The sequence below is a fragment of the Aedoeadaptatus coli genome, assembly GCF_900343085.1.
In the GTDB taxonomy this organism is placed as follows: Bacteria; Bacillota; Clostridia; order Tissierellales; family Peptoniphilaceae; genus Aedoeadaptatus; species Aedoeadaptatus coli.
Genome location: NZ_OPYI01000011.1, coordinates 56,312 through 81,818 on the forward strand (window position 1 = coordinate 56,312; position 25,507 = coordinate 81,818).

The following is a 25,507-nucleotide window of genomic DNA, read 5'->3' on the forward strand; positions in this document are numbered from 1 at the left end:
TTGAGGGGTATAATAAAATACAGAGAAGTACAAATTCTTCTGTTTCGGACCGGTGATTCGAATGAATTGTCGAAACGATCCGTCGAAACAAAGAGATGACGTGAAGTGTAGGGCAAAGTACGCTCTCGCGTAGGAATGATTTAAGGAGGTATTTATGAAAAAGTTGGCCACATTGTTACTCTGCTTGCTGCTCCTTCCCTCGGCGGCCCTGGCGAAGGGGCCCGATCCCATCGCGATCTACGTCAACGGCCGTGAGCTTCGGGTCGAAGAGGCGGCGCCCGTCATTCGCCACAACCGCACCTTCCTGCCCCTGCGCGCGGTGACCGAAGAGCTGGGCTACACCGTGGCGTGGAACGGCGATAAGAAAGAAGTCACCTTGACGAAGGGCGACGCTTCCGTGGTCATGACCATCGGCAAGAAATCCTATCGCATGGGCGACAAGGAGGCGGCCATGGACGTGGCACCCTATCTGGAGCATAATCGCACCTTTATTCCGGCCCGCTACTTGGGCGAAGCCACGGGCCTTCCCGTTCAATGGATGCCGAAGGCGCGCATCGTCACCGTGGGAAGCTATCCTCAAAAAGACGCTCCGGCATCGCGAACCGTGGACAGGGTGATTTTTTGCGGGCAACTCTTGGACACATCGGGCTACGTGGAAAAGGCCGGCAAGGTCTTCATCGACGAAGACGTGGTCATGGAAAAGGCATGCTATCTGCCCGTGAAAGACAAAGACAGTGTGTCCTTTAAAACCATATCGGAAAAAATCATTCAAATTCCCATTCGAAAAGACACCGTCGTTCTTCAAGACGACAAGCGCTACGTGAACATGGAAACGGTCTTCGAATCGCAGAAAAAGACCGTCTGCTATGATGAAGAGAAACACCTCCTTGTCTTAGGCACCTTTGATCGAAGGGATTTGGCCTACAGCGACATCACAAAAAAAGAAAGTCTGACCAAGCCCGACATTACCTGGGACTGGCCGGAAGACGGCATCGAAGGCGTGAATGCAATACAGGATAAGGGACGTATTCTCTTTATCTTCAGAGCCACCGGCGAAATTTTAGGCACCATCGAAGAAAATTCCAAAGACTTCCCGAAAAAAGGCCAGCTCCTCTTAGGCGCGAAAGACGGGAACTATTTGGTCGCCACATTGAAAGAAAAAGAACCGCGAAAACAGGGCGAGGTGCCGAGCCGACGCTCCTACGCCATCGACGGCATCATGTCCGTCTTGACCTCGGTAAAGATGTAAAATTAAAAATCAAGTACACGACAAAGGGCGAAAGCATCTCGATGAAGAGATGCTTTTTTGCATTAGAAAACCCCCAGTTAGACCGGGGGTGCCGTTGTTGAACGAAAAATTTCATCAGCCGAGATCGCTGCCCTTGCCCCGTAAAAGCATTGAAAAATCCTTGGAGGGGGGTATAATAATATACAGATAAGCCTAAATTTTTCTGTTTCGGACCGATGATTCGAATGAATTGTCGAAAACATCCGTCGGAACAAAGAGATGACGTGAAGTGTCGGATGACGTGCGCTCGCGTGGAATTATTTAAGGAGGCATTTATGAAAAAGTTAGCCACATTATTAATCTGCTTGCTGCTCCTTCCCTCGGCGGTGCTGGCGAAGGGAGCCGATCCCATCGCGGTTTACGTCAACGGCCGTGAGCTTCGGGACGAAGAGACGACGCCCGTCATTCGCCACGATCGCACCTTCCTGCCCCTGCGTGCGGTGACCGAAGAGTTGGGCTACACCGTGGCATGGAACGGAGATAAAAGGGAAGTGACCCTGACGAAGGGTGATTCTTCCGTGATCATGACCATCGGAGAGAAAGCTTACCGCCTGGGCGGCAAGGAATTGGTCATGGACGTGGCACCTTATCTGGAAAAAAATCGCACCTTTATTCCCGCTCGCTACTTAGGCGAAGCCACGGGGCTTCCCGTCAAGTGGATGCCGAAGGTGCGCGTCGTCACCGTGGGAAGCTATCCCCAAAAGGATGCGCCGGCCGGTGAGCGCATCTACGTGAAAGACGTGGACATGTCCTTTGTACTGCCCAAGGATGTGGACATCACTTACAAGCTCGAAGGCAAATGCCTCCACTTCTACGAAAAGTCCAATGACGATGCGGGCAGCGACGGCTTCCTCTTCTCCCTGAGCCGGGTGCATAATCCGCAGGCGGAGTGGAACAATTGGCCCGTCATCCTCGCCTACAAAGACGGCCTCTACTACGGCGCGGATTTCAGAGGCGACCCGGCCATGATTCAAGACAAGGTGCTGAAGGAAAAATTCGAAAAGGCGAGTGACCGCATCGACGACATTTTGATGACGGTTCGCGTAGGAAAATAAAGAGATGGAATCCTGTCGGTGAAAGTGCCGGCGGGATTTTTATTTTCCAAGAAAAAACGCCTCTACCACATTGGGTAGAAGCGTTTTGTTTTTGTAATTTATCTCATGGTGACCATTTCTTCCGCGCTGGTGGGGTGAATGGCCACGGTGGCGTCGAAGTCGGCTTTGGTGGCGCCCATTTTCACGGCGACGCCGAAGCCCTGCATCATTTCGTCCACGCCGTAGCCCATGGCGTGAAGGCCCACGATTTTTTCTTCATCGCCTGCGCAGACCAGGAGCATTTTGCATTGTTGGGGATCGCCGGATACGGAGGAGCGCATGTCCGTGAAGGACGACGTGTAGGTTTTAATGGCGTCCTCTCCGTATTTTTCCTTGGCGTCTTTTACCGTGAGGCCGACGGTGCCCATGGGCGGATGGCTGAAGACCACGGTAGGCACATTGTCGTAGTCCATGTGGGCGCCTTCTTTTCCGCCGAAAAGGCGATCGGATAGGCGGCGTCCGGCGGCGATGGCCACCGGGGTGAGATCCAATTTGCCCGTTACATCGCCGATGGCGTAAATTCCCTCTTCCGCCGTGCATTCATAGGCATCGCTTACGATGCGGCCTTTCTCGTCCACTTTCACCTTGGTGTTTTCGAGGCCCAGGTCTTCGATGTTCGGCGTGACGCCGGCCACCCAAAGAACTTTTTCAAAGACGGCGGTGGTGTCGTCTTCGAAAGTGATTTCGATGCCGCCGTCCACCTTTTTAAAGCCTTTCGACGAGGTGTTGAAGTGAATGTTCACGCCGCCTTTTTCAAGTTCTTCTGTAACGGCGTCGGTAATAAAGGGATCGAATTTTCTGAGGATTCGATCTTTTCTTACGAGAAGATGGGTTTCCACGCCCATGCCGGCTAAAAAGCCGGAAAGCTCCGTGCCGATGTAGCCGCCACCGACAATGGCGATGGTTTCGGGCAACGCTTCCCACGTAAAGAAATCGTCGGAATAGTCCACAAGTTCCGCGCCGGGAAGTTTACAGGGGTTCGGGTGGGCGCCGGCGGCGATGGTAATGTGATCGGCGCTATATTCTTCGCCGTCGACGACGACGGTACGGGCGTCTTTAAACTGAGCCTTGCCGAAGAGCTTGGTGACGCCGTTATCTTCCAGGCCCGATTCGAAACTGTCCCTGGCGCGGCCGATATAGCCCAGTTGGGATTCCCGCAATTTTTTAAAATCAAAGTGCCAGTCACCGACATTGTAGCCGTAATTGCCCGATTCCTTTTCCAGGGTTCTGCGAATGCCCGAGGCGTACCAAAAGATTTTTTTCGGCACGCAGCCCCGGTTCACGCAGGTGCCGCCGTATTCTTTTTCTTCCACAATGGCGACTTTGGCGCCGTATTGGGCCGCCCGATTGGCCGTGGCGCTTCCGCCGCTGCCGCCGCCGATCACGATATAATCAAATCTATGAGACATAATAAACTCCTTTCACAGATAAAATAGCGTATGAAAAAAAGAGGACGCGCTGATCCTCTTTTTAATATACCCAATTTTTAAACGAGACCCATAAAATATTCGACGCCGATGGCGACGATGACGACAAGCGCGGAAATCACGAAGCCGTGCATCATGGGGCCGGTGCCGGCGCTCTTCATGTCTTTTAAGGAGGTCTTCAGGCCGATGCCCGCAAGGGCCATGACCATAAGGAATTTGCTGATGAGTTTAAAGCTGTGGCCCACGCTTTCGGGAATGAAGCCGGCGGTGTTAATGACCGTGAGAGCCAGGAAGCCCAGGATAAACCAGGGAATGACTTTCGTCAAAGAGAATTTCGCCTTTTCGTGCTTGTGTTCCTCTTTGGACTTTAAGTGGGCGCTGATCAGAGCGAAGACGATGACCGTGGGGATGATGACCAGGGTGCGGGTGAGCTTAACCATGGTGGCAAAGTCCCCGGCGCCGTCGGAGAATGCGTAGCCCGCCGCCACGACGGACGAGGTGTCGTTAACGGCGGTGCCCGCCCAGAGGCCGTAGGCCATGTCGGAAAGGCCCAGGGCGTGGCCCATAATGGGGAAGAGGATAATCATGGCCATGTCGAAAATAAAGGTGGCGCTCATGGCGTAGGCCACGTCCAAATCGTCGGCTTCGATAATGGGGGCGATGGAGGCGATGGCGCTGCCGCCGCAAATCCCCGTGCCGGCGGAGATGAGATTGGACATCTTCCAGTTCAGGCCGAAGAACTTACCGGAGAAGTGGCCGATGCCGAAGCAGGTGAGCAAAGTAAAGACCATGACGGAAAGGGACAGGCGGCCCACCTGAAAGACCGTGGCCATATTCAGAGAGGCCCCCAGTAAAATAATCCCGAGCTTCAATAATTTTTTCGAAGCGAAGGTGGCGCCTTTGGTCACCGGATTGTCGGACGTTAAGAAATAATTAATGATCATGCCGATAAACAGGGCGATAACCGATGCGCTGATTAGGGGAATGGGCAGTAGGCTTTCGAGAAATTTCGAGGTCGCCGCGATAAGTACGGTCAACAGGACCCCGGGAAGAATTGCTTGGATGGATTTCAACGGTATGCTCCTTTCTTGTGCATTGATCATCTCACAAATCTAAGATAAAATAAAATTATAATTCATTATGGAGCGATAACGAAACGATATGGAGGCATTGTGGATATTCGACTCATCACCTTTTTGGAAGTCCTGGCCACGGGAAATTACACCAGGGCGGCGGAAAACCTGCACATTACCCAACCGGCGGTGACCAAGCACATGCGCTCTTTGGAAGAGGAATTCGGCGCCGTGTTTTTTCGTTACGACGGGAAAAAGATGGTCCCCACCGACGAGGCCCGGGTGCTGGAAAATTACGCCCGCAGCCAACAGAAAAATTACCGGGATACTCTGGATCATTTCAAAAAAGAAAAGGCCCGCACCATTCGCATCGGCCTTACGAAGACCTTGGGGGAATACGCCTATGCGGAAAAACTCGCGGCGCTGGTGAAAGATCGCGCCAATGACTTTGTACTCACCGTGGACAATACGGAGGCCCTTTTGGACCGGTTGCGAAACGCCCGCCTGGATTTTCTCATGGTGGAAGGGCAATTTGCGAAAAACGAATTCGATTTCGCCGTGTTAAAAGAAGAGACCTTCACCGGCATCTGCAGCGACGATCATCCCTACAAGGGCCGCACCCTGAGCCTGGAGGATGTTTCAGGAGATTGTTTGGTGGTACGGGAGCCTGGGAGCGGATCCCGTGAAATCCTCGAAGATAAACTCCGTTACAAAGGCTACGAAGTGCGGGATTTTGCTCGCGTCGTCACCTCGTCGAGCTTGGCTCTGATTTCGAAATTGGTGGCGGCAGATGTTGGAATCTCCTTCGGCTACGAAAGCATCGCGAAAAACAATCCTCACCTCGCCACCTTTTGCGTGGAGGGCATTACGGACCGCCATGAATTTTCCCTGGTGGCACTAAAGGGCACCGGCGGCATCGAATTGTACCGGCGCTTAATCGAAGAGATGGCTTTGTCAAGAAAGAGATAATAGAGAAGATAGAGAAAGATTCTTTTCCGAGGTAGGGAAAGGGTCTTTTTGTTTGCCGGAAGTTTGTCTTCGGCTTTTTTAAAATCGCACAAAGAAAACCCCCGGCAATTGCCGAGGGCCTCTTTAGCAGTATGAGTATGAGTTATTTTTATTTCAATAAGTGTTCGTATTCAGCAGGGGACGTCCGTTTGCGGTCGTCTTTGAAGAAGTCTTTTTCCAAAGCGACGACGACGCCGGAGAGTCCGATCAAACCGATTAAGTTCGGGATAGCCATTAAACCGTTTAAAATATTAGCAACGGTCCAGGCAAGGTCTAAGTTCATAACGCAACCGACAAAGATCATGACGACATACAAAAGTTTGTAAGGTTTGCCGATCTTTCTACCTAAGAGGTAGCGAGCGGAGGTTTCGCCGTAATATTCCCAACCGAGAATGGTGGAGAAAGCGAAGAGCAATAAGCCTAAGGATACGATGTATCTACCGATCGCCAAGTGCATATCGAATGCCGTTGCTACGAGGGCCGATGCATCGGTGATGCCTTCGTCCAAAACGCCGGATGTAATGATAACTAATGCGGTAATGGAGCAGACAACAAAGGTATCCAAAAAGACTTCCGTAACACCCCAAATCCCTTGACGGGTCGGGTGGTCGGTGGATGCCGTGGCGTGGGCAATAGGCGAAGAACCTAAGCCGGCTTCGTTGGTGAAGACACCGCGGCTGACGCCGTTTCGCATAGCCAACATAATGGTGTAACCGATGACACCGCCGCCGACTGCCGACGGATTGAAGGCGCCGACGAAGATCGCGCGGATGGCGAAGGGAAGCATCGAAGCATTAGAGATAATAATGATTAAGCCGCCGACAATGTAGAACGCTGCCATAAAGGGAACGAGCTTTTCGGTAACTTTCGAGATGGATTGGATCCCGCCGATAATAACGACGGAAGCGGCGATGGTAATGACGACGGCAGTGATCATAGGCGGAACGTTAAAGGACGATTTCAACGTACCGGCGATGGCGTTGGATTGTACGGAACAACCGATACCGAAGCAGGCGACTGCTGCCAAGAAGGCGAAGCATTTGCCCAACCAGGGTTTCTTCAAGCCGCGGTCAATATAGTACATGGGGCCGCCGGCATAGCCGTCTTCGGTTTTCACCCGATAGGCGACAGCCAAGTTAACTTCCGAGAATTTCGTACACATACCGAAGAATGCGGCAACCCACATCCAGAATACGGCGCCGGGACCGCCGCCTAAGATGGCGACCGATACGCCGACGATGTTGCCGGTACCGACCGTGGCGGCCAGTGCCGTAGACAATGCTTGGAAGGGCGAGATGGCGCCTTCTTCAACTTCGCCTTTTTCAAACATTTTGCCCATGGTATTTTTCATGATATAGCCGAAATGTCGAGCTTGGACGAAGCCGGTGCGGATGGACAAGATAATACCTGCGCCGACGAGCAATACGATTAGAGGAATACCCCATAGGAACGCATCAATTTTACCTAGTACTTCTGCAAAACTCATAAGTCACCTCCAGATAAGTATGAATAACTGCTTGTGAATACATTATACACGCTTTTTCAGAAAATTAAACCTCTTTTTACAAAAAAGTTGACTTTTTTCAAAACTATTTTTTTCCCGAGGGAGGCAGGTGATAAAATTATCAAGTGAAAAGATTCGCAGAAATTAAAATTTAAAAGAACAGGAAAAATGGGGGAATTATTTAAGGCAAAAAGGCGGTGAAACGAAAAGCGGATGAATCAGCCGGGAAAGCGCACCGAAACCCAATAAATCAAAATAATGAAGGATCTGTAAGTTAATTAAAAGGGGTAAATAAAAAGTTTTCCCGCGGACTTTTCCCCTTTCTTCGGCGGCCGTATGAATAATAATCGCTCCATGTGAAAAAAAGGGGGGTTGTCCGCGTTTTTTGTCGTGCCCTCGGAAGGAATGCGGATCCGCCGTCAAAAAGATGCAAGGGACGGGAAAATAAAAGGCATCGGGGAAGGGGGTATTAAAGAAAGAAACGCACGGGAGATAGGGGTAAGGTTGAAGATTTTACACCTATATGACTTGTCACGGGAAGGCGGCCGTGTTATACTCACATCAGAGTGCAAGGCACGAAGGGGCACACCACCGCGGGTGTGATTTCTTCGTGCCTTTTTTTGTGAGGAGGTGACTGTGAAGATTAACGGGAAGGTCGTGAAATTAAGCGGCCCCGAACCCTTGGTGGACGTTTTGATCCGAGCCGGCTACGACGCTTCCGGCGTGGCCCTGGAAATGAACGGGGCTCTGGTGAAGCGGGCGGACATGGCGAATACAGTCGTCGACGACGAAGATGTATTGGAGGTGTTTTCTTTTACCGGTGGAGGTTAAACGCGAAGACGTCCTGGCCCGTCAAAGGCCCGAGATCAATGAAGCCGTGAAGGATTTTACCGTGGCCGTATTAGGTTGCGGTGGTTTGGGATCCCAAGTGGCGTGGATATTGGCTCGCCTGGGCGTCGGAAAACTTATTTTGTACGATTTCGATGTGGTGGAGGCGTCGAATTTAAATCGCCAAAACTACAGCGTTTCAGATATAGGAAAAAAGAAGGTCGAGGCCACGGCGGAGCGCATCAAGGCGTGGCTGCCCCACGTCTGCGTGGAGGCCCGAAATCGATTTGTGGACGCCGAGGTGCTTAAAGGCATCGAAGCCGAGGCCGACATCGTGGTGGAGGCCTACGACGGCGTTCAGTCGAAAATAGAGGCCTTTGATTTTTTCCAAGCGCACACAACACCTTATGTCTGTACCACCGGCGTGGCGGGGCCCTTAGGCGCCGTGAAGCGCAGGGATTTCGGTCACATACATATGGTGGGGGATTTTAACGGCGAGGACCGAAAGGATTGTTATCTGCCCAAGGTCATGACCATCGCCGCCATGGAGTGTCAAGTTGTTTTAGAACTGATGATAGGAGGATTCGAGTGAAAGATACGTGGAAATTAGGGGACAAGACCTTTGAGTCTCGCTTTATTTTAGGATCGGGCAAATACGCGCCGGAATTAATCGACGCCGCCATTACCCACGCCGGTGCGGAAATGATTACCGTGGCCCTTCGCCGGGCGAACACGGCGGATGTGACGAATATTTTGGAATTTATTCCGAAAAACGTCACCTTGATCCCCAACACAAGCGGCGCCCGCAACGCCGATGAGGCCGTACGCATCGCCCGCCTGGCAAAGGAAATGGGATGCGGCAATTTCGTTAAAATCGAAATCATGCGCGACTCCAAGTACTTACTCCCCGACAACGAACAAACCTTAAAGGCTACGGATATTTTGGCCAAGGAAGGCTTCGTCGTCATGCCCTATATGTATCCCGATTTGAACTACGCACGGGACATGCGTGACGCCGGTGCCGCCGCCATTATGCCCTTGGCATCGCCCATCGGCAGCAACCGCGGTTTGGCCACGAAGGCGTTTGTCCAAATTTTAATCGACGAAATCGACCTGCCCATTATCGTCGATGCCGGCATCGGACGCCCCTCCCAAGCCGCCGAAGCCATGGAAATGGGCGCCGCCGCCATTATGGCTAACACGGGGATTGCCACGGCCAACGACATTCCCATGATGGCCAAGGCCTTTAAGCTTGCCATCGAAGCGGGCCGCCTGGGCTATTTATCCGGACCGGGCCGCGTCCTGGACAAAGGCGCCGATCCCTCTTCTCCCTTGAGAGATTTCTTCGATTGAGGAGGGCTTCATGATTAAAACAGTATTCGATTACGCTCCGGGCATGGATCAAATCTCCGAAGCCATCCCCAACGAAATTGCATCCACCTACGAACGTCAAAGCAAAAGGAACGTCACCGGCGCCGAAGTGGCGGAAGTGCTCAGGAAAGATCGCCTCACTCCCGATGATTTCTACACCCTGCTTTCTCCCGCGGCGGAACCTTATCTCGAACAAATGATGACAAAAGCACGGGGTCTTCGCCGGCAATACTTCGGCGACAATGTGTATTCCTTCTCGCCCTTATACATCGCCAATTACTGCGAAAACGGCTGCCGCTACTGCGGATTCAACGCCAAGAGCGACATTAAGCGGGCGGCGCTGAATTCCGATGAAATCGAAGTGGAAATGCGGGCACTGGCAAAAGACGGCATCGAAGACGTGCTGATCTTAACCGGCGAAAGCAATCACTATTCGCCGGTGGAATACATCGAAGAAGCCGTAAAGCTCGCGAGAAAATACTTCCGCGTCGTGAGCCTTGAAATTTATCCCGCCAATGTAGCCGATTACGAACGGCTGCAAAAAGCCGGCGCCGACTTCGTCACCGTGTTCCAGGAAAGCTACGATCCGGAAGTTTACGACTACTACCATCCCCGGGGAAACAAACGGAGCATCATCTACCGCATGGGCACCCAAGAGCGGGCGGCCATGGGCGGCATGCGCGGCGTGGGCTTCGGCGTGCTCTTCGGCTTGGCCGATCCCGTGGCCGACTGCTTCCGCCTGGGCCTTCACGCCTACTTGGTGCAACGGAAATACCCCCACGTGGAAATCGCCGTGTCCTTCCCGCGAATTCGCCCCACCCACGGCGCGGAAGATGTAGACAACACCAATCGCATCGGTGAAAAGAAGCTTATGCAATTTATTTGTGCCATGCGCATTTTCATGCCCTTTGCATCCATTACTATTTCCACGCGGGAAAGAAAAGAATTCAGAGACCAGGCCATGATCTATGCCGCCACAAAGATTTCCGCCTCCGTGGACACGGGGATCGGTCGCCGCGGCGAAGAGCCCGATGAAGACGAAGGGGAAGAACAATTCGTCATCGCCGATACCCGCACCTTGGATGAAATCGAAAAGGATCTGAAAGAAGAAGGCCTCTACGTCCTGAGAAACGACTACATTCGCCTATGAAGACCCTTTACTTCATTACGGACTCCACAAAGTACGACGACGAGGAAGCCTATTTCGCGGACGTCTTCGCGGCCTTAAAAGGCGGCGTGGACTTGATCCAGCTCAGGGAAAAAGAACTCTCCGACGAGGAAGTCTACGCCCGGGCCCTTCGAATAAAAAAAGAAGCGGATAAATACGACACGCCCCTGATCATCGACGACCGGGTGGAGGTGGCGAAAAAATTAGGCGTCGGCGTCCACTTGGGAGACGACGACATGGCCATTAAAGAAGCTCGGGCCATTTTAGGGGAGAATGCCCTCATCGGCGCCTCCGTAAAAACCGTGGAGCGGGCCAAAGAAGCCGAAGCGGAAGGGGCCAGCTACTTCGGCACCGGTGCCCTTTTCCCCACGCAGACCAAAGTCATTACCCGCCACACTTCCATGGAGACCTTCCGCGCCATTAAAAAGTGCGCGAAGGTGCCCGTGTACGCCATCGGCGGCATCAACGAAAAGACCCTTCCCGAGCTAAAGGGCGAGGACTTCGACGGCATCTGCGTGGTTTCCGCCATTCAATACGCCAAAGACCCGGAAGCGGCGGTAAAAAGCCTGCGTGGCCTAATGAAGGATCTGTAATATGTTATACTGCTCCCATAGGAGGGGTTTATGATTTATTATTACAGCGGCACGGGAAACAGCGCCTATGTGGCGAGGCAACTGGCCGATAAACTAGGCGTGGACGCCGTGGATATAGGGGAGCGCATTAAAACCGGCGTCATGGACAAGATCAAAGACGATGCCGTGATCTTGGTGACGCCGACCTACTGTTGGCGCGTGCCCCGAATCGTGGAAGAATACTGGAATCAGATCGAGGTGGAGGCCGAGACCCTTTATTTGGTCATGACCTGCGGCTCCGGCATCGGCGGCGCGCCGGTGTACGAGGAAAGAATGGCACGGGAGAAAAATTTGGCCTACGGCGGCGCCTTCCAGGTGATCATGCCTGAAAACTACATCGCCATGTTCGATGCGCCGAAAAGAGATGAGGCGTGGGCCATTATCGCCAAGGCCGATAAAAAAATCGATGAAATCGCAGAAACCATCGCGGCGAAAAAAGCCGGCGCGAAAAACGCGGGCCTTCTCGGCCGATTGCTCACGGCCATTAACGGCGCCTACTACGCCCTTTTCGTAAAGGCCAAGCCCTTTTACGCCAAGGACAACTGCATCGGCTGCGGCGAATGCGAACGCCGCTGCATTCTGGCCAATGTGAAGCTGGAGGAAGGTCGCCCCGTGTGGTACGACCGCTGCACCCACTGCATGGCCTGCATGAACTACTGTCCCGTGGAAGCCGTGGAATACGGAAAGAAATCCGCCGGCAAATTCCGCTACACGTTAGAAAAGGTGGTGGACAATCATGTTTCGTCCCGTGAAGCGTGAAAACCAAAGCTTGAGCCACGATGAAATCGAAGCGCTGCTCATGAGAAATACCTGGGGCGTTTTGTCTCTTTACGGCAAAGAAGGCTATCCCTACGGCGTGCCGGTAAACTACGCCTATGTCGACGGAGCCATCGTTTTTCACAGCGCGAGAAGCGGCCATAAATGGGAAGCCATCGAGGCGAACAACAAGGCCTCTTTCACCGTGGTGGATGCCTCAGACGTCGTGGAAGAGGAATATTCCACGGCTTATCGCTCGGCCATCCTTTTCGGTTCCCTTGAGCGATTGGAAGGGGAGGAGCGTCTTGAGGCATTTCAGAAAATGACCGATGCCTTGGCGCCCCATGTGAGCCGGGAAGCAAACGAAAAGGCAGTCAATCACTGCGAGGGCGCGGAGGTGTTTAAGCTCGTCGTCCGTCATTTCTCGGGAAAAGTCGGGCGGCTCGTCGTTCGTCAGTAAGATTTAACAAAAAAACATAAAAATTTCGGCGCGCGCCTCGTGGCGCGAAATAAGCCGCCTGTCGACTTTTAAGAAGCGCAGGACGGCTTATTCGTCGTGGTTTTGATTTGACAAAGGCCTTGCCGAATGGTAAGGTCTTTTTAAATGAATAGCGCAAGGGGAACTTTGATAGTTGAGAAGGTAAAACCTGACCCTTTGAACCTGTGAGTTAATACTCGCGTAGGAATGCATGGCCCGCCTTTTCGGGCGGCCTTAATTTAGGTATCTTCTCACGGGAAGATGCCTTTTTTTGTCTCGAAAGGAAGGACAAAATGAACGATTTAAAGAATGCCTTAATAAAAGCGCAAGAAGACGTGCGGGCAAACTGCCCCATGGCTCCGTCCATTACAAATTTCGTCACCATCGACTTCGTGGCCAACGCACAGATCGCCGTCGGCGGTTCTGCGGCCATGGTCTATATGCCCGACGAGGGAAGTACCATGGCAGAGATCGCCAAATGCCTCTACATCAATGTGGGCACCCTGATTCCCGTCCACGCGGAAACCGTGCCCAATGCGGCGAAGGCCGCCCACGAAAAGTGCGCCTATGTACTGGATCCCGTGGCGGCAGGCTTGGGCGAGCTGAGGACCAAGCTCTTGACGGATATGAAAGACTATCCCCCGGCCATCGTCCGCGCCAACGCCTCGGAAGTAATTACCCTGGCAAAAATGTGGGGATTAATCGACACGGACGAAGGCAAAGTGCGCGGCGTGGATTCCACGGAAAGCGTGGAATCGGCGCGAGAAGCCGCGGAAGTGTTGGCCCGCTTCATTAAGGGCGCCGTCTGCGTATCGGGAAAAGACGATTTAATTACCGACGGCGAGCGCACCATTCTCTCCTTCGGCGGCAGCGAATACTTCGCCCGCATTACGGGAAGCGGCTGCTCCTTAGGCGGCGTCTGCGCCGTTTATCATTCGGTTACCGATCCCTTTACGGCGGCGGTGGCGGCGACCAATGCCTACAATGTGGCCGGTGCCATGGCGGAAAAGAAAGCCGAGGGCACGGCGAGCTTTAAGGTGGCCTTTTTAGACGCCCTGTCCAATATGACCGGCGACGATTTGGCCGCCTGCCCTATGAAGGAGATTTAAATGAAATTCAGCATTGAAAAATACTTCGTCGTCGGCCCTGAAAACACCTGGAACCGCCCGGTGCTTCCCATTATTCGTGATGCCATCGAGGCGGGATTTACCTGCATCCAGCTGCGTTCGAAAACCGCCTCGGCGCGGGAAATGATCGACCTGGCACAGGGGGCGTCGGATCTCATCGCATCCATGAAGAAAGAAGATGAAGTCACTCTGCTTATTAACGACCGCCTGGACGTGGCTCTGGCGGCGAGAGAAGCGGGAGCGAAGATCGACGGCGTTCACATGGGCCAATCGGACATTCCCGTGTCCGTGTGCCGAAAATACTTAGGCCCCGATGCGGTAATCGGCCTCTCCGCGCCCACCGGCGACTTAACCCGCTACGTTCGGGAAGGGAATTTTAAAGACGTGGATTACTTCGGAGCCGGCCCTTTCCACGAAACGGATACGAAAAAAGACTGCGGCCTGGACGAAAACGGCAACATCATCTACCGCACCGTCGAAGAAATCAAGGAGCTCGCGGCCATTTCGCCTCTGCCCATTACCATCGGCGGCGGCGTCAAGGCCGAGGACATGAAGGACTTGGCCGAAACCGGCGTGGACGGCTTTTTCGTCGTCTCCGCCATCGCCTCGGCGGAAGACCCCAAGGCCGCGGCGAAAGAGCTGGCAGAGAAGTGGGAGGCGGCGAAGTGAAGACGATGCTCACCATCGCCGGCAGCGACTCCTCCGGCGGCGCGGGGATTCAGGCGGATATAAAAACCGCCACGGCCCTGGGGGTCTTCGCCACCTCGGCCATCACCGCCATCACCGCTCAAAACACCACCGGTGTGCAGGCCATTTTCGACTTGGGCGGCGATATTGTGGCGGAAGAGATTCGCTCCGTCCTGACGGACATTTACCCCGACGCCGTAAAAATCGGCATGGTCTCATCCCCCGAGATCATAAAAATCATCGGCGAAGAGCTGGCGGGCTACAAAGGCCCGGTGGTTCTCGATCCGGTCATGGTGGCCACCTCCGGATCGCCCCTTCTAAGGGACGAGGCCATGGAGAGTTTAAAAGCCGTGCTCTTTCCTTTAGCCACGCTCCTTACGCCGAACATCCCCGAAGCGGAACTTTTAACGGGAATGAAAATCGAATCCGCGGCGGATCAGGAGAAGGCAGCCAAAGCCCTTTACGACGCCTATGGTGCGTCGGTCTTGGTAAAAGGGGGCCACGGCACCGGGCGGGCGGCGGATGTATTCTACGACGGAGACAGCCACCTCTTTGAAAAGCCCATGCTCGACAATCCCAATACCCACGGCACAGGCTGCACCCTGTCATCGGCCATCGCCTCGTTTTTGGCGATCGGTCTCGATGAGGCCAAGGCCGTGGAAGAAGCAAAAAATTACGTGTACGATGCAATCGCCGACGGTCTCGACCTTGGACGAGGACGAGGCCCGATCAATCACATGGTTAGGAGAAATAAATAATGGCATACGCAACACAAATGGACGCTGCGCGTCAAGGAATCATTACGAAGGAAATGGAAATCGTCGCCGAAAAGGAAAATCGCACGGCGGAAGAAATCAGACAATGGGTGGCGGAAGGAAAAGTCGCCATTCCCGCCAACATTAATCACAAATCCTTGGATCCCACGGGCATCGGCTCCATGTTAAAGACCAAGATCAATGTCAACTTAGGCGTGTCCAAAGACGTGGAAGATCTGGACGAAGAGCTTGAAAAAGTAAACTACGCCGTGAAACTCGGCGGCGATGCCATTATGGACTTGTCCACCCACGGGGACACGAAGATTTTCAGACGGAAGCTCACCTCCGAATGCCCGGCCATGATCGGTACCGTGCCCATTTACGATTCCGTTATCTACCATAAAAAAGACCTGGGTCAATTGACGGCCGAAGATTTCCTCGAAGTCATTCGCGCCCACGGGGAAGACGGCGTGGACTTCGTCACCCTGCACTGCGGTCTGACTCGCCGCACGGTGGAACAATTAAAGCGCTTCGGCCGCACCACCAACATCGTCAGCCGCGGCGGCTCCTTGGTTTTCGCCTGGATGAGCATGACCGGCAACGAAAACCCCTTCTACGAATACTACGACGAAATTTTGGACATTTGCCGCGAATACGACATGACCATCTCCCTCGGCGACGGTGCGCGCCCGGGCTGTTTGGCCGATGCCGGCGATTTGCTTCAAATCGAAGAATTGGTTCGCTTAGGGGAATTGACCCAACGGGCGTGGGACAAAGACGTGCAAGTCATGGTCGAAGGCCCGGGTCACGTGCCCTTGAATCAAGTCAAGGCCAATATGGAAATTCAACAAAGCCTCTGTAAGGGCGCGCCCTTCTACGTGCTCGGGCCCATCGTCACCGACATCGCCCCGGGCTACGACCACATTACCGCCGCCATCGGCGGGGCCGTGGCAGCCATGAGCGGCGCCGCCTTCCTCTGCTACGTCACTCCGGCGGAACACCTGGCTCTGCCCAACGCCGACGACGTAAAGGAAGGAATTATGGCATCGAAGATCGCCGCCCACGCCGCCGACATCGCCAAGGGCATTCCCGGCGCCAGAGACGCCGACGACCGCATGGGTAAGGCCCGTCGTGAACTGGATTGGGACGCCATGTTTAAAGAAGCCATGGATCCGGAACACGCCAAGGCCGTGCGCGACGACCGTTCGCCGGAAGTGGAAGAAACCTGCTCCATGTGCGGGAAATTCTGCGCCGTACGGAGCATGAACAAGGCCCTCGCCGGCGAAGAAGTCGATATCCTGTAAAACAAATCACCTCTTCTGATCCTGTGTTACAATGGAGAAAAGAAGAGGTGATTTTTTATGAACAAATTATGGGAAGCGCTGAAAGATTTTAAATCCCGCGTGGAAATGGTGGAGCTGTCCCACCCGGTCAGCCCGAAGACGCCGCACTGGGCGGGCTTTCCGCCGATGGAAGGGGAGGAGATCTTTAATTTCAAAGAACACGCCTTTACGGCCATGCGTTACGGCATCGTGAGCCAATACGGCACCCACATCGACGCCCCGGGCCACTTCACCGAAGGGGGACGCATGTTGGACGAGCTGGATCCCAAGGACACGATTTTGCCTCTGGTCGTCGTGGATGTGGTGGAGAAGGTGAAGGCCGATGCCGATTACGTGGTTACGGAAAAAGACATTCTCGCCCACGAAAAGATCCACGGCACGATTCCCGAAGGCTGCTTTGTGGCCTTGAGAACCGATTGGTCCAAGCGCACGGAAAACTTCGACAACATCGACGAAAACGGCGTGAGCCACTACCCGGGCTGGTCCATTGCCGCATGCAAATTATTAATCGAAGAGCGAAAGGTCAAGGCCATCGGCCACGAAACATCGGACACGGACGCCTCGATTATTTCCAACGAAGCCGGCGGACTTCCCGTGGAAACCTATGTCTTGGCCCAAGACATTTACCAAATCGAGCTTATGCGGAATCTGGATAAAATGCCCGCCACAGGCGGCGTGATCTCCGTGGGCTATCCCAATGTGGTTCACGGCCCCGGATTCACCGCCCGCTGCTTCGGCTTTTATGAAAGGGAAGAAAAGTAAATAGATGCCCATGAAAAAAGAGCAAGACCCGAACGTCTTGCTCTCTTTCTTTGCGGCGAATTAATTTCCGTTATTTCCGCCCTGTTGGCCGCTCTTGTTGCCGCCTTTCGAGGATTGGGAATCGGAATTGCCGTTTTGTTTGTCTTGATCCTTGTCCTTATCTTCTTCCGTCTTCTTCGGTTTCGGCGGAACGTTACGATAAAGATTTCTCAGGCCCTTGGGCGAGGTGCCTTCGGCAAAGATTTCCGTGTAGCCCGAAACGGGAATGTACTTCTTGTACAGTCCGTCTTCCGGTGCAACGAAATCTTTGTACTCCAAGTCCGCGTGGACGTCGCGCATAATGGAGCGCCACAGATTGGCCGCCATACGGGAGTAGTCCCACAGGGGCGTGTTGTCGTCGTTGCCGATCCAAACGGCGCCGGTGTAGTAGGGCGTGAAGCCGACGAACCAACTGTCTCTCTTGCGGTTGGTGGTCCCGGTCTTGCCGGCGATGGCCTGTCCGCTGAAATTGGCGTAGGTCCCCGTGCCGCTCTTTACGACGGTTTCCAGCATGGACGTCATAATGTAGGCGTTTTGCGGGGAAGTGATTTCAACTTCTTCCTTGGGATTTTCGTAGATGACTTTGCCGCTCTTATCGGTGATTTTGTCGATAAAGGTGGGCTTAATGAACTTGCCTTCGTTGGGGAAGGTGCTGAAGGCCCCGGCCATTTCCAAGGGGCTGATGCCTACGGTCATGCCGCCCAAGGTGAGGGAGGCCAAGTTCACGTCGTTGTATTTGCTCGTGTCGATATTGGGATACTTGTCTTTATCTTCGGGAAGAACCAAGCTTGAGATCTGCATTTTCTTTAAATTGTCGATCATCATTTGAGCCGCTTCGTCTTCGCCGGGGGCCAGGCCCTTGCCGACGAGGTATGCGCCGACGTTTGACGAGTTGCGAACCAAATTCCGCACCGTGGCCCAGCCTTGGTAACCCGTTGAGTTTTTCGGCCAGCCGCCCGGGCGGGGAAGGTCGCGGTAGACGTCCCCGGCGGTGCCGCCCTTGTTTAAGAGGGCGAGGTAGGGGCCGATGGGCTTAATGGACGAGCCCGGTTGACGGGGATTTTTCGCCCGGTTCAAAATATTGTTGCCGCCGATGCCGCGGCCGCCGACGATGGCCACCACTTCACCGGTGTGGTGATCCATAATGGTAATGCCGACTTGGGGCTGAATAATGCCCTTTTCGTTGGTGTGACGGCCGGGGAAGAAGCTGTTTTGGGAAACTTTTTCTTCCAAGATCTTTTGAATGTCCAGATTCAGCGGCGTGTCGATGACCAGCCCGCCGTTGTAGAGAATCTGTTGGGCTTCGTCTTTTTTGTAGCCCTTTTCCTTCAGAATATCCAGAACTTCGTCTTTCACTGCATCCACGTAGTAGGACGAAATGCCCTTGGTGGTGTGGGTGCCTAAGTCCAGATGAATCTCTTCGTTAATGGCGTCTTTCATGGTGGATTCGTCGATCATGCCCAGGGAATTCATTTTGTGAAGAATCAATTCCTGACGCTTTTTGCTGGCGGGATTGGCCACGGCCTTTCTGGCCACCAAAACCCCCGATGCGATTTGGCTGTGCTCGAAGGGATCGATTAAATCTTTTTCCGCCAGGGCGTCGCCTAATTCCTTGTCATGCTCCGTCACTTCCGCGCCGATGGATTCGGCGGGAATGAGACTGAACTCGATGGCGTCCAGATCGTCGTCCGCCTCGATGGGCACGGCGTTAAAAGGCGTGTACTCCGAAGGGCGATTGGTAATGCCCACGATCATGGCCGCTTCGGCCAGGGAAAGCTCGCTGACGTCTTTGTCGAAGAAGGTCTTCGATGCGGCTTCTACGCCCTTGGTGCCTTTGGAGAAGGCGGCGGAGTTTAAATAGGCTTCCAAAATCTGCTCTTTACTTAAATTGCTCTCCAATTGGAAGGCGTAGTAAATGTCCTGAAACTTTCGAGCGTAGCTTTTTACCGGCGAGGTGTACAGGTTTTTTGCCACCTGCATGGTAATGGTGGAGCCCCCTTGACTGAAGTCCATGCTCTGGAGATTGCGCACGGTGGCCGAAACCAGGCGGCGGAAATCCACGCCGTGGTGCTCGTAAAACCGCTGGTCCTCAATGGCCACGGCTGCATCGAGCAAGTAATCGGGCATGCGCTTAATGGGCACCCACTCGCTGAATTCATTTTGTACCAATTGCTCTACATTGTCGCCGTTTTTGTCGCGCACCACCGAGGTTTCCGAAATAGCCGAACGGATATTTTTCGGATCGATGGCCGGCGACTGGCTGATCGCCGTCACGGCGTAGGCCACGGCGATGCCCACCATGGTAATGCCTGCGATGACGATTAATAATAATAGGATTTTAAAGGCCGAGCTCCAACGGAGTGAATTTTCCTCTCGTTGATTCCGGCCGGATCGTTTACCCATAGAAACCTCCTTCATAATTGTCTATTATATCAAAAGGATCTGACTTGTTGACAGGAATTCCGCGAATTTCACCATCTTAACAAAAAGATGGATTTTTATTTTCTTTTCAGGGGAAAGAAAGGCGATGGATTGCCATTTCCTGCCGTGATAGGGGCGAAGATATGGTATAATCGTTTCGTTAAAAAAGGAGGGAGTATGTATTCGGGACACTTAACCGACGTGGCGAACATCGCCGTCGGTCACAAGGAAGATGAAAATGGCGGCACCGGCGTCACGGTGATTGTCGCGCCGAAAGGCTCCACCGCCGGCGTGGACGTCAGAGGCGGCGCACCGGGCACCAGGGAGTGTGTGCTCCTGGGCCCGACCTACGCCGTAAGCGAAGTGCACGCCATCGTCTTAAGCGGCGGATCGGCCTTCGGCCTGGACAGCGCCACCGGCATTATGGAAGCCTTACGAGACGACGGGATCGGCTTCGATGTGGGCGTGGGCGTGGTGCCCATCGTGCCCGCCGCCGTCTTGTTCGATTTGACGTATAAAAGGGCCGACGCTTGGCCCGACAAGGCCATGGGAAGGGCCGCCTATGATGCGGCAAGCGTTGATGACAAGAGGCAGGGCGCCATCGGTGCCGGCTGCGGCGCCACGGTGGCGAAGACCATGGGCCCCGCCTACGCGAAAAAATCCGGCGTGGGAAGCGCCTCCATCACCGTGGGGGACGTGGTGTTTTCCGCTTTGGTCGTAGTGAATGCCTTCGGCCACATTCAGGATGCGGAAACCGGCGAGGTTTTGGCGGCACCGGAAGTGGACGGCGTCACCTATTCCGTGGAAGAGGCCCTTCTAAAAGGCGCCGTGGATTTCGAAAAGGGGAAGCATCAAAACACCACTTTGGGCGTCGTGGCCACCAACGGCCGCTTCTCGAAGACCGAGCTCTGTAAATTGGCATCCGTGGCCCACAACGGCTACGCGAAATCCATTACCCCGGTGCACACGGGCCTGGACGGAGACACGATTTTTTCTCTGGCCACAAATGAAGTGGACTGCTCCATGCAGCTGGCGGAGTATTACCTGCCGAAGGTCATGGCACGGGCCGTGGCAAACAGTTTGTACAGCGTATAATTTTTCGTGAAACAGACCGGCATCCATGGGAGCCGGATCGGAGGTTTTTATGAACAACAAAATGAAAAAACCCTTTCTCACCACCCGGGAGATCGTGATTATCGGCATTCTCGGTGCCATTACCGTGGTCTTGGGCATGACGCCCTTGGGTTTTGTGCCCATCGGCCCCTTAAATGCCACCACCATGCACATACCCGTCCTCATCGCCGCCTTTATCGAAGGGCCGGTGGTCGGCGGCTTCGTGGGACTGATCTTCGGGCTCAGCTCCCTCTTCAACGCCATTACCCGCCCGACCCCCATCTCCTTTGTCTTCTACAATCCCCTCATATCCATCTTGCCGCGCATCCTTTTAGGCGTGATCTCCGCCTATATTTTCCGCTTCTTTAAATCCTTCGACGCCGACGGATTAAAGAAAATGGGCATGGCGGCATGGCTCGGCGTCATCGTCTTTTTGGCCGTGGGCCTTTATAAAAACATCGCCGCAAAAACCTACGGGGCCTCCGCTATTTTAAACGGCGGCTTCCTCGTCCTTTCCGCGGTTCTGTTTATTTGGATTATGCGGACAAAAACCAAGGCGAGCGCCGTGGTCCTTGCGGCCTTCGTCTCCACCATCCTCCACTCCGTCATGGTCATGGGCGGCATTTATATCTTCTTCGCTCAGGAATTTGTTCGCGCCATCGGGGCGTCGGAGGCTTTGGTCAATTCAGTTATATTCGGTACGATTATTACTTCGGGCGTGCCTGAGGGAATCCTCGCAGGCATCGTCTCCACCGGCGTCGTCACGGCGTGGACGGCCGGTAAAAGCAGATAGAATCAAGTGGGTGCATTATGTTATTAGCAATCGATGTCGGAAATACAAATATCGTCTTCGGGGCGTATAAGGGAAAAGAACTGATTCACGACTGGCGCATTTCCTCGGATCAAAACAAGACCAGCGACGAATTCGGCATGTTGGTCACGGAAATGTTGGACAATGTGCAGTTGAAGCCGGTGAATATCGAAGCGGTGATCATGTCTTCGGTGGTGCCGAATATTATGCACACCATGCAGAACATGATCGTGAAATACTTTCACCGCTACCCGATTATCGTCGGCGCCGGCGTCAAGACGGGAATCAATATTCGCTACGACAATCCCAAGGAAGTGGGGGCCGACCGCATCGTCAATGCCGTGGCCGCTGTGGAAAAATACGGCGGGCCCTGCATCATCATCGACTTGGGCACGGCCATCACCTTTTGCGTCGTGGACGGAAAGAAGAATTACCTGGGCGGCTTGATCCTGCCGGGCATTGCCATTTCCGCCGAGGCCCTGGTGTCCCGCACGTCGAAGCTGCCGAAAATCGAAATCATTCGGCCGGAGAAAGTCATCGGGAAAAACACGGTGAGCAGCATGCAAAACGGCCTCTACTTCGGCTTTTCCACCATGATCGACGGCATCCTCACCCACATCTGCAACGAATTGGGCATGGGGAGCGAAGAAATTAATATCATCGCCACCGGCGGCTTCGCCAATCTCCTGGTCTCTGACAGCCGCTACGATATTATTATCGACCGCGACTTAACCATGGACGGGCTCAGAATTCTCTACGAGATGAACAGCTAATGGCCTTTACCATTGCCCTGGCCCCCATGGCGGGCTACACGGACCAAAGTTTTCGCCGCATTTGCACGGCATACGGCATGGATTATTCCACCACGGAAATGGTGAGCGCCAAGGCCCTTTACTACAAAGACAAAAAGACCCGCCGCCTCATGGCCGTGGCACAGGACGAGGCGCCGGTGAGCCTGCAGCTTTTTGGTGACGAGGCGGCTATTTTTCGCGCCGTCCTTGAAGATCTCGGCGACAAATTAAAAATCTACCGCAGCCTGGATATTAACATGGGCTGTCCCGCGCCGAAAATCGTGAAGACCGGGGCGGGAAGCGCCCTCTTAAAGACGCCGGATAAGGCCCGGGCCATTTTAGAGGCATGCGTGGAAACCTCCCCCATCCCCGTTTCCGTCAAAATCCGAAAGGGCTTCGAGGAAGGGAGCGAGGAGGGGATGGAAATCGCAAAAATCGCCGAAGCGGCCGGCGTAAGCGAAATCACCGTCCACGGAAGAAGCCGGGAAGCCTATTACAGCGGATCGGCGGACTGGGACTTTATTTCCCGCGTGGCCGAGGCTGTATCCGTGCCCGTCGTGGGAAACGGCGACATTCAGTGGGCGGAAGATGTGCTCAATCGCATGGACGAATCCTTCGAGGGCGTGGCCATCGGCCGCGGCGCCGTGGGCCATCCCTTTCTCTTTCGGGAGATCCGCGCGGCCCTTCGTGGCGAGGCCATGGAAGCGCCGAGCCAAAGAGAAATCATCGCCGTGGCCAAGGAGCACTTGGCGCTGAGCGTGGCGGAAAAAGGCGAGCACCTCGGCGTCATCGAAATGCGCAAGCACTTTATCGGCTACTTAAAAGGCTTCAGCGAAGCGAAAAGGCGTCGCAACGAAATCCTCTCCCTTTCCGAAAAAGACGCCATCGACGCCTACCTGGACCGATTGGCGGAAGAGGCCCGTTAATTGACAGACGGAGCATTTTTTTATATAATAGGGCGACTTGATTACATGGACCCGACGTCGGGTCCTTTCTTCATAAACGACGAGAAACGAAGTGGAGTGATACTATGGCAGAAAATGAAGTATTAATTACAGAAGAAGGCTTAGAGAAAATCGAAAGCGAGATCGAATACTTAAAAACCGTTCGCCGCAAGGAAGTGGCCGAGCGGATTAAAGTGGCCCTGGGCTACGGCGACCTCTCGGAAAACTCCGAGTACGACGAAGCGAAAAACGAACAGGCCCAAGTGGAAGAGCGCATCGCCAAATTGGAATACATGGCGCGAAACGCCAAAGTGGTGAAGGGCAACGACCTGAACGATCAAATCGTCAATGTAGGAAGCGCCGTCACCGTCGTAGACGAAGACACGCAAGAAGAAGATACCTACTACATCGTGGGCAGCGCCGAGGCCGATCCTCTGGAAGGAAAAATTTCCAACGAAAGCCCCATCGGTGCCGGACTCATGGGCATGGGCATCGGCGAGGTGGCCGATATCGATGTGCCCCAAGGCAAAGTCAGACTCAAGGTATTGAAGATTTCCATCGCATAAGAGTAGGAGGTAGACCATGGCGAAAGGCCAAAAGAGCAGTGAAGTAAGAGAACAGAAACTTAAGAAGGTCCAAAATTTAATCGACGAAGGCATGAATCCCTACATCGTCGAAAAATACGACGTGGACACCTACACCAAAGACATCGTCGACAACTTCGACGCCATGGAAGGCAAGACCGTCTCCGTGGCCGGCCGGATTATTTCCAAGCGCCGTCACGGAAAAATCGCCTTTTTAGACGTACAGGACACCTACGGACAAATCCAAATCTTCGCCAAGAAAAACATTTTGGAAGATGCCTATGAAGTGGTAAAGGCCGCCGATGTCGGCGACTTTTTCGGCGTGAAGGGCAAGGTCATCAAGACCGAAGCCGGCGCCATTTCCGTGGAAGCGGAGGAAGTCGCCCTCTTGTCCAAGAGCATTCAGGTGCTGCCGGAAAAATACCACGGCTTAAAGGACATGGACCTCAGATACCGCCAACGCTACGTGGACCTCATCGTCAACCCCGACGTGAAAGAGGTCTTCTTCAAGCGCTCCGCCATCATTAAAGCCATTCGGGAATTTTTAGACGACAAGGGCTTCTTGGAAGTTGAAACCCCGATTTTAGGCAATGTGGCCGGCGGCGCCAACGCCCGTCCCTTCCTGACTCACCACAACGCCCTGGACATCGACCTGCAAATGCGCATCGCCAACGAACTTTTCCTGAAGCGCCTCATCGTCGGCGGTTTCGATAAAGTTTACGAAATGGGCAAAATGTTCAGAAACGAAGGCATGGACACCCGCCACAATCCGGAATTTACCAATATCGAATTGTACCAAGCTTACGTAGACATGGACGAAATGATGCACATTACCGAGCACATGTTTGCCTATGCCGCTGAAAAAGTGCTGGGATCCGCCGTGATCAATTACCAAGGCACGGAAATCGACCTGACGCCGCCGTGGAACCGCGTGGCCATGGAAGATGCCGTAAAAGAATACGCCGGCGTGGATTTCTCCACCGTGGAAACCGACGAAGAAGCCCTGGCCATCGCCAAGGAAAAGGGCCTGGACGTGCAACCTTTCTGGACCCGCGGCCACGTCATCAGCGAAATGTTTGAAGAATTCTGCGAAGAAAAACTCATTCAGCCCACCTTCGTCACCGGCCATCCGGTGGAAGTGAGCCCCTTGGCCAAGCGGGATCCCAAGGACCCCCGCATTACCCGCCGCTTCGAAGCCTTCATTAACACCTGGGAATTTGCCAATGCCTTCAGCGAGTTAAACGACCCCATCGACCAACGGGCCCGTTTCGAAGAGCAAGTGGCGGATCAGGAAAAAGGCGACGACGAAGCCCATCCCATGGACTACGACTTCATCAACGCCATCGAAGTGGGCCTTCCCCCCACAGGCGGCTTGGGGATCGGCGTGGACCGCATGATCATGCTTTTGACCGACCAATCCAGCATTCGCGACGTTCTCTTCTTCCCCACCATGAAACCTTTGGGCGAAGGCGAAAGCGAATCCTGGGACGAAGACGAAGAATA

24 protein-coding genes, 1 pseudogene and 1 riboswitch are annotated in these 25,507 nt (G+C 53.9%); of the genes and pseudogenes, 21 read left to right on the top strand and 4 right to left on the bottom strand.

All coding sequences use genetic code 11. From position 1 onward, the window contains the following. Nucleotides 1–154: 154 nt before the first annotated feature. Both DG046_RS07095 and DG046_RS07100 read left to right on the top strand, forming a co-directional pair. Entirely contained in the window at nt 155–1,249 is a 1,095-nt protein-coding gene (locus DG046_RS07095) for a copper amine oxidase N-terminal domain-containing protein (RefSeq protein WP_108831811.1), read from the top strand. A gap of 314 nt (nt 1,250–1,563) precedes the next feature. Continuing rightward, nucleotides 1,564–2,343, top strand: a complete 780-nt coding sequence (locus DG046_RS07100) for a copper amine oxidase N-terminal domain-containing protein (protein WP_159082092.1) — start codon at nt 1,564–1,566, stop codon at nt 2,341–2,343. 98 nt (nt 2,344–2,441) lie between these two features. On the opposite strand, the gene gorA is transcribed toward DG046_RS07100, so the two are convergent. Together gorA and DG046_RS07110 are read right to left on the bottom strand one after the other, a co-directional pair. After that, on the bottom strand, nt 2,442–3,791 hold the full coding sequence (gene gorA, locus DG046_RS07105) for a glutathione-disulfide reductase (RefSeq protein ID WP_108831813.1): 1,350 nt from the start codon (nt 3,789–3,791) through the stop codon (nt 2,442–2,444). Between the two features lie 77 nt (nt 3,792–3,868). Beyond that, nucleotides 3,869–4,882 (bottom strand): YeiH family protein, encoded by a 1,014-nt coding sequence (locus DG046_RS07110; protein ID WP_108831814.1) that lies wholly within the window; start codon nt 4,880–4,882, stop codon nt 3,869–3,871. Between the two features lie 99 nt (nt 4,883–4,981). Between DG046_RS07110 and DG046_RS07115 the strand changes: the two genes are divergently transcribed. Further along, nucleotides 4,982–5,851: a LysR family transcriptional regulator gene (locus tag DG046_RS07115; protein WP_108831815.1), complete on the top strand. Its 870-nt coding sequence runs from the start codon at nt 4,982–4,984 to the stop codon at nt 5,849–5,851. Between the two features lie 148 nt (nt 5,852–5,999). On the opposite strand, the gene DG046_RS07120 is transcribed toward DG046_RS07115, so the two are convergent. Next, entirely contained in the window at nt 6,000–7,376 is a 1,377-nt protein-coding gene (locus tag DG046_RS07120; protein WP_108831816.1) for an alanine/glycine:cation symporter family protein, read from the bottom strand. 654 nt (nt 7,377–8,030) lie between these two features. On the opposite strand from DG046_RS07120, the gene thiS reads away from it, so the two are divergent. From thiS to DG046_RS07180, 12 genes are all read left to right on the top strand, one after another. Further along, nucleotides 8,031–8,225 carry a sulfur carrier protein ThiS gene (gene thiS / locus DG046_RS07125; RefSeq protein WP_159082093.1) on the top strand — a complete coding sequence of 65 codons (195 nt, stop codon included), beginning with the start codon at nt 8,031–8,033 and terminating at the stop codon, nt 8,223–8,225. Continuing rightward, a complete protein-coding gene (gene thiF, locus DG046_RS07130) occupies nt 8,215–8,814 on the top strand; it encodes a sulfur carrier protein ThiS adenylyltransferase ThiF (RefSeq protein ID WP_159082094.1) in 600 nt (199 codons plus the stop codon). Before thiS ends, thiF begins: the two co-directional genes overlap by 11 nt. Further along, nucleotides 8,811–9,575, top strand: coding sequence for a thiazole synthase (locus DG046_RS07135; protein ID WP_108831819.1), 765 nt, complete (start codon nt 8,811–8,813; stop codon nt 9,573–9,575). The genes thiF and DG046_RS07135 overlap by 4 nt, the downstream gene beginning before the upstream one ends. Before the next feature lie 10 nt (nt 9,576–9,585). After that, a complete protein-coding gene (gene thiH, locus DG046_RS07140) occupies nt 9,586–10,743 on the top strand; it encodes a 2-iminoacetate synthase ThiH (protein WP_108831820.1) in 1,158 nt (385 codons plus the stop codon). Continuing rightward, entirely contained in the window at nt 10,740–11,354 is a 615-nt protein-coding gene (gene thiE, locus DG046_RS07145) for a thiamine phosphate synthase (RefSeq protein WP_108831821.1), read from the top strand. The genes thiH and thiE overlap by 4 nt, the downstream gene beginning before the upstream one ends. A 30-nt stretch (nt 11,355–11,384) precedes the next feature. Continuing rightward, the gene (locus DG046_RS07150; protein WP_108831822.1) at nt 11,385–12,152 is read left to right on the top strand and encodes an EFR1 family ferrodoxin; all 768 of its coding nucleotides are present in this window, start codon (nt 11,385–11,387) and stop codon (nt 12,150–12,152) included. Further along, on the top strand, nt 12,130–12,609 hold the full coding sequence (locus DG046_RS07155) for a pyridoxamine 5'-phosphate oxidase family protein (protein ID WP_108831847.1): 480 nt from the start codon (nt 12,130–12,132) through the stop codon (nt 12,607–12,609). Before DG046_RS07150 ends, DG046_RS07155 begins: the two co-directional genes overlap by 23 nt. 146 nt (nt 12,610–12,755) lie before the next feature. Continuing rightward, a riboswitch (TPP riboswitch) is annotated at nt 12,756–12,852 on the top strand. A gap of 68 nt (nt 12,853–12,920) precedes the next feature. Next, nucleotides 12,921–13,736 carry a hydroxyethylthiazole kinase gene (gene thiM / locus DG046_RS07160; RefSeq protein WP_108831823.1) on the top strand — a complete coding sequence of 272 codons (816 nt, stop codon included), beginning with the start codon at nt 12,921–12,923 and terminating at the stop codon, nt 13,734–13,736. After that, nucleotides 13,737–14,423, top strand: a complete 687-nt coding sequence (locus DG046_RS07165; RefSeq protein WP_108831824.1) for a thiamine phosphate synthase — start codon at nt 13,737–13,739, stop codon at nt 14,421–14,423. A gap of 5 nt (nt 14,424–14,428) precedes the next feature. Then, entirely contained in the window at nt 14,429–15,199 is a 771-nt protein-coding gene (thiD, locus tag DG046_RS07170) for a bifunctional hydroxymethylpyrimidine kinase/phosphomethylpyrimidine kinase (RefSeq protein WP_417878394.1), read from the top strand. Continuing rightward, on the top strand, nt 15,199–16,500 hold the full coding sequence (gene thiC, locus DG046_RS07175; RefSeq protein WP_108831826.1) for a phosphomethylpyrimidine synthase ThiC: 1,302 nt from the start codon (nt 15,199–15,201) through the stop codon (nt 16,498–16,500). Before thiD ends, thiC begins: the two co-directional genes overlap by 1 nt. 57 nt (nt 16,501–16,557) lie before the next feature. Then, entirely contained in the window at nt 16,558–17,301 is a 744-nt protein-coding gene (locus DG046_RS07180; protein ID WP_108831827.1) for a cyclase family protein, read from the top strand. A 60-nt stretch (nt 17,302–17,361) separates the two neighbouring features. Here the strand turns inward: DG046_RS07180 and DG046_RS07185 are convergent, their stop codons facing one another. Continuing rightward, a complete protein-coding gene (locus DG046_RS07185; protein WP_159082095.1) occupies nt 17,362–19,743 on the bottom strand; it encodes a transglycosylase domain-containing protein in 2,382 nt (793 codons plus the stop codon). 195 nt (nt 19,744–19,938) lie between these two features. Between DG046_RS07185 and DG046_RS07190 the strand changes: the two genes are divergently transcribed. From DG046_RS07190 to lysS, 6 genes and pseudogenes are all read left to right on the top strand, one after another. Continuing rightward, nucleotides 19,939–20,856 carry a P1 family peptidase gene (locus DG046_RS07190; protein ID WP_108831829.1) on the top strand — a complete coding sequence of 306 codons (918 nt, stop codon included), beginning with the start codon at nt 19,939–19,941 and terminating at the stop codon, nt 20,854–20,856. A gap of 49 nt (nt 20,857–20,905) precedes the next feature. Then, nucleotides 20,906–21,667: an ECF transporter S component gene (locus tag DG046_RS07195; RefSeq protein ID WP_108831830.1), complete on the top strand. Its 762-nt coding sequence runs from the start codon at nt 20,906–20,908 to the stop codon at nt 21,665–21,667. A 17-nt stretch (nt 21,668–21,684) separates the two neighbouring features. Further along, nucleotides 21,685–22,458 carry a type III pantothenate kinase gene (locus DG046_RS07200; RefSeq protein WP_108831831.1) on the top strand — a complete coding sequence of 258 codons (774 nt, stop codon included), beginning with the start codon at nt 21,685–21,687 and terminating at the stop codon, nt 22,456–22,458. Then, complete coding sequence (locus DG046_RS07205) at nt 22,458–23,402, top strand: tRNA dihydrouridine synthase (RefSeq protein WP_108831832.1); 945 nt, start codon at nt 22,458–22,460, stop codon at nt 23,400–23,402. The genes DG046_RS07200 and DG046_RS07205 overlap by 1 nt, the downstream gene beginning before the upstream one ends. 104 nt (nt 23,403–23,506) lie before the next feature. Further along, a complete protein-coding gene (gene greA, locus DG046_RS07210; protein WP_108831833.1) occupies nt 23,507–23,986 on the top strand; it encodes a transcription elongation factor GreA in 480 nt (159 codons plus the stop codon). A gap of 16 nt (nt 23,987–24,002) precedes the next feature. Further along, nucleotides 24,003–25,487, top strand: a pseudogene (lysS, locus tag DG046_RS07215) (lysine--tRNA ligase); the annotation flags it as partial. Nucleotides 25,488–25,507: the final 20 nt, after the last annotated feature.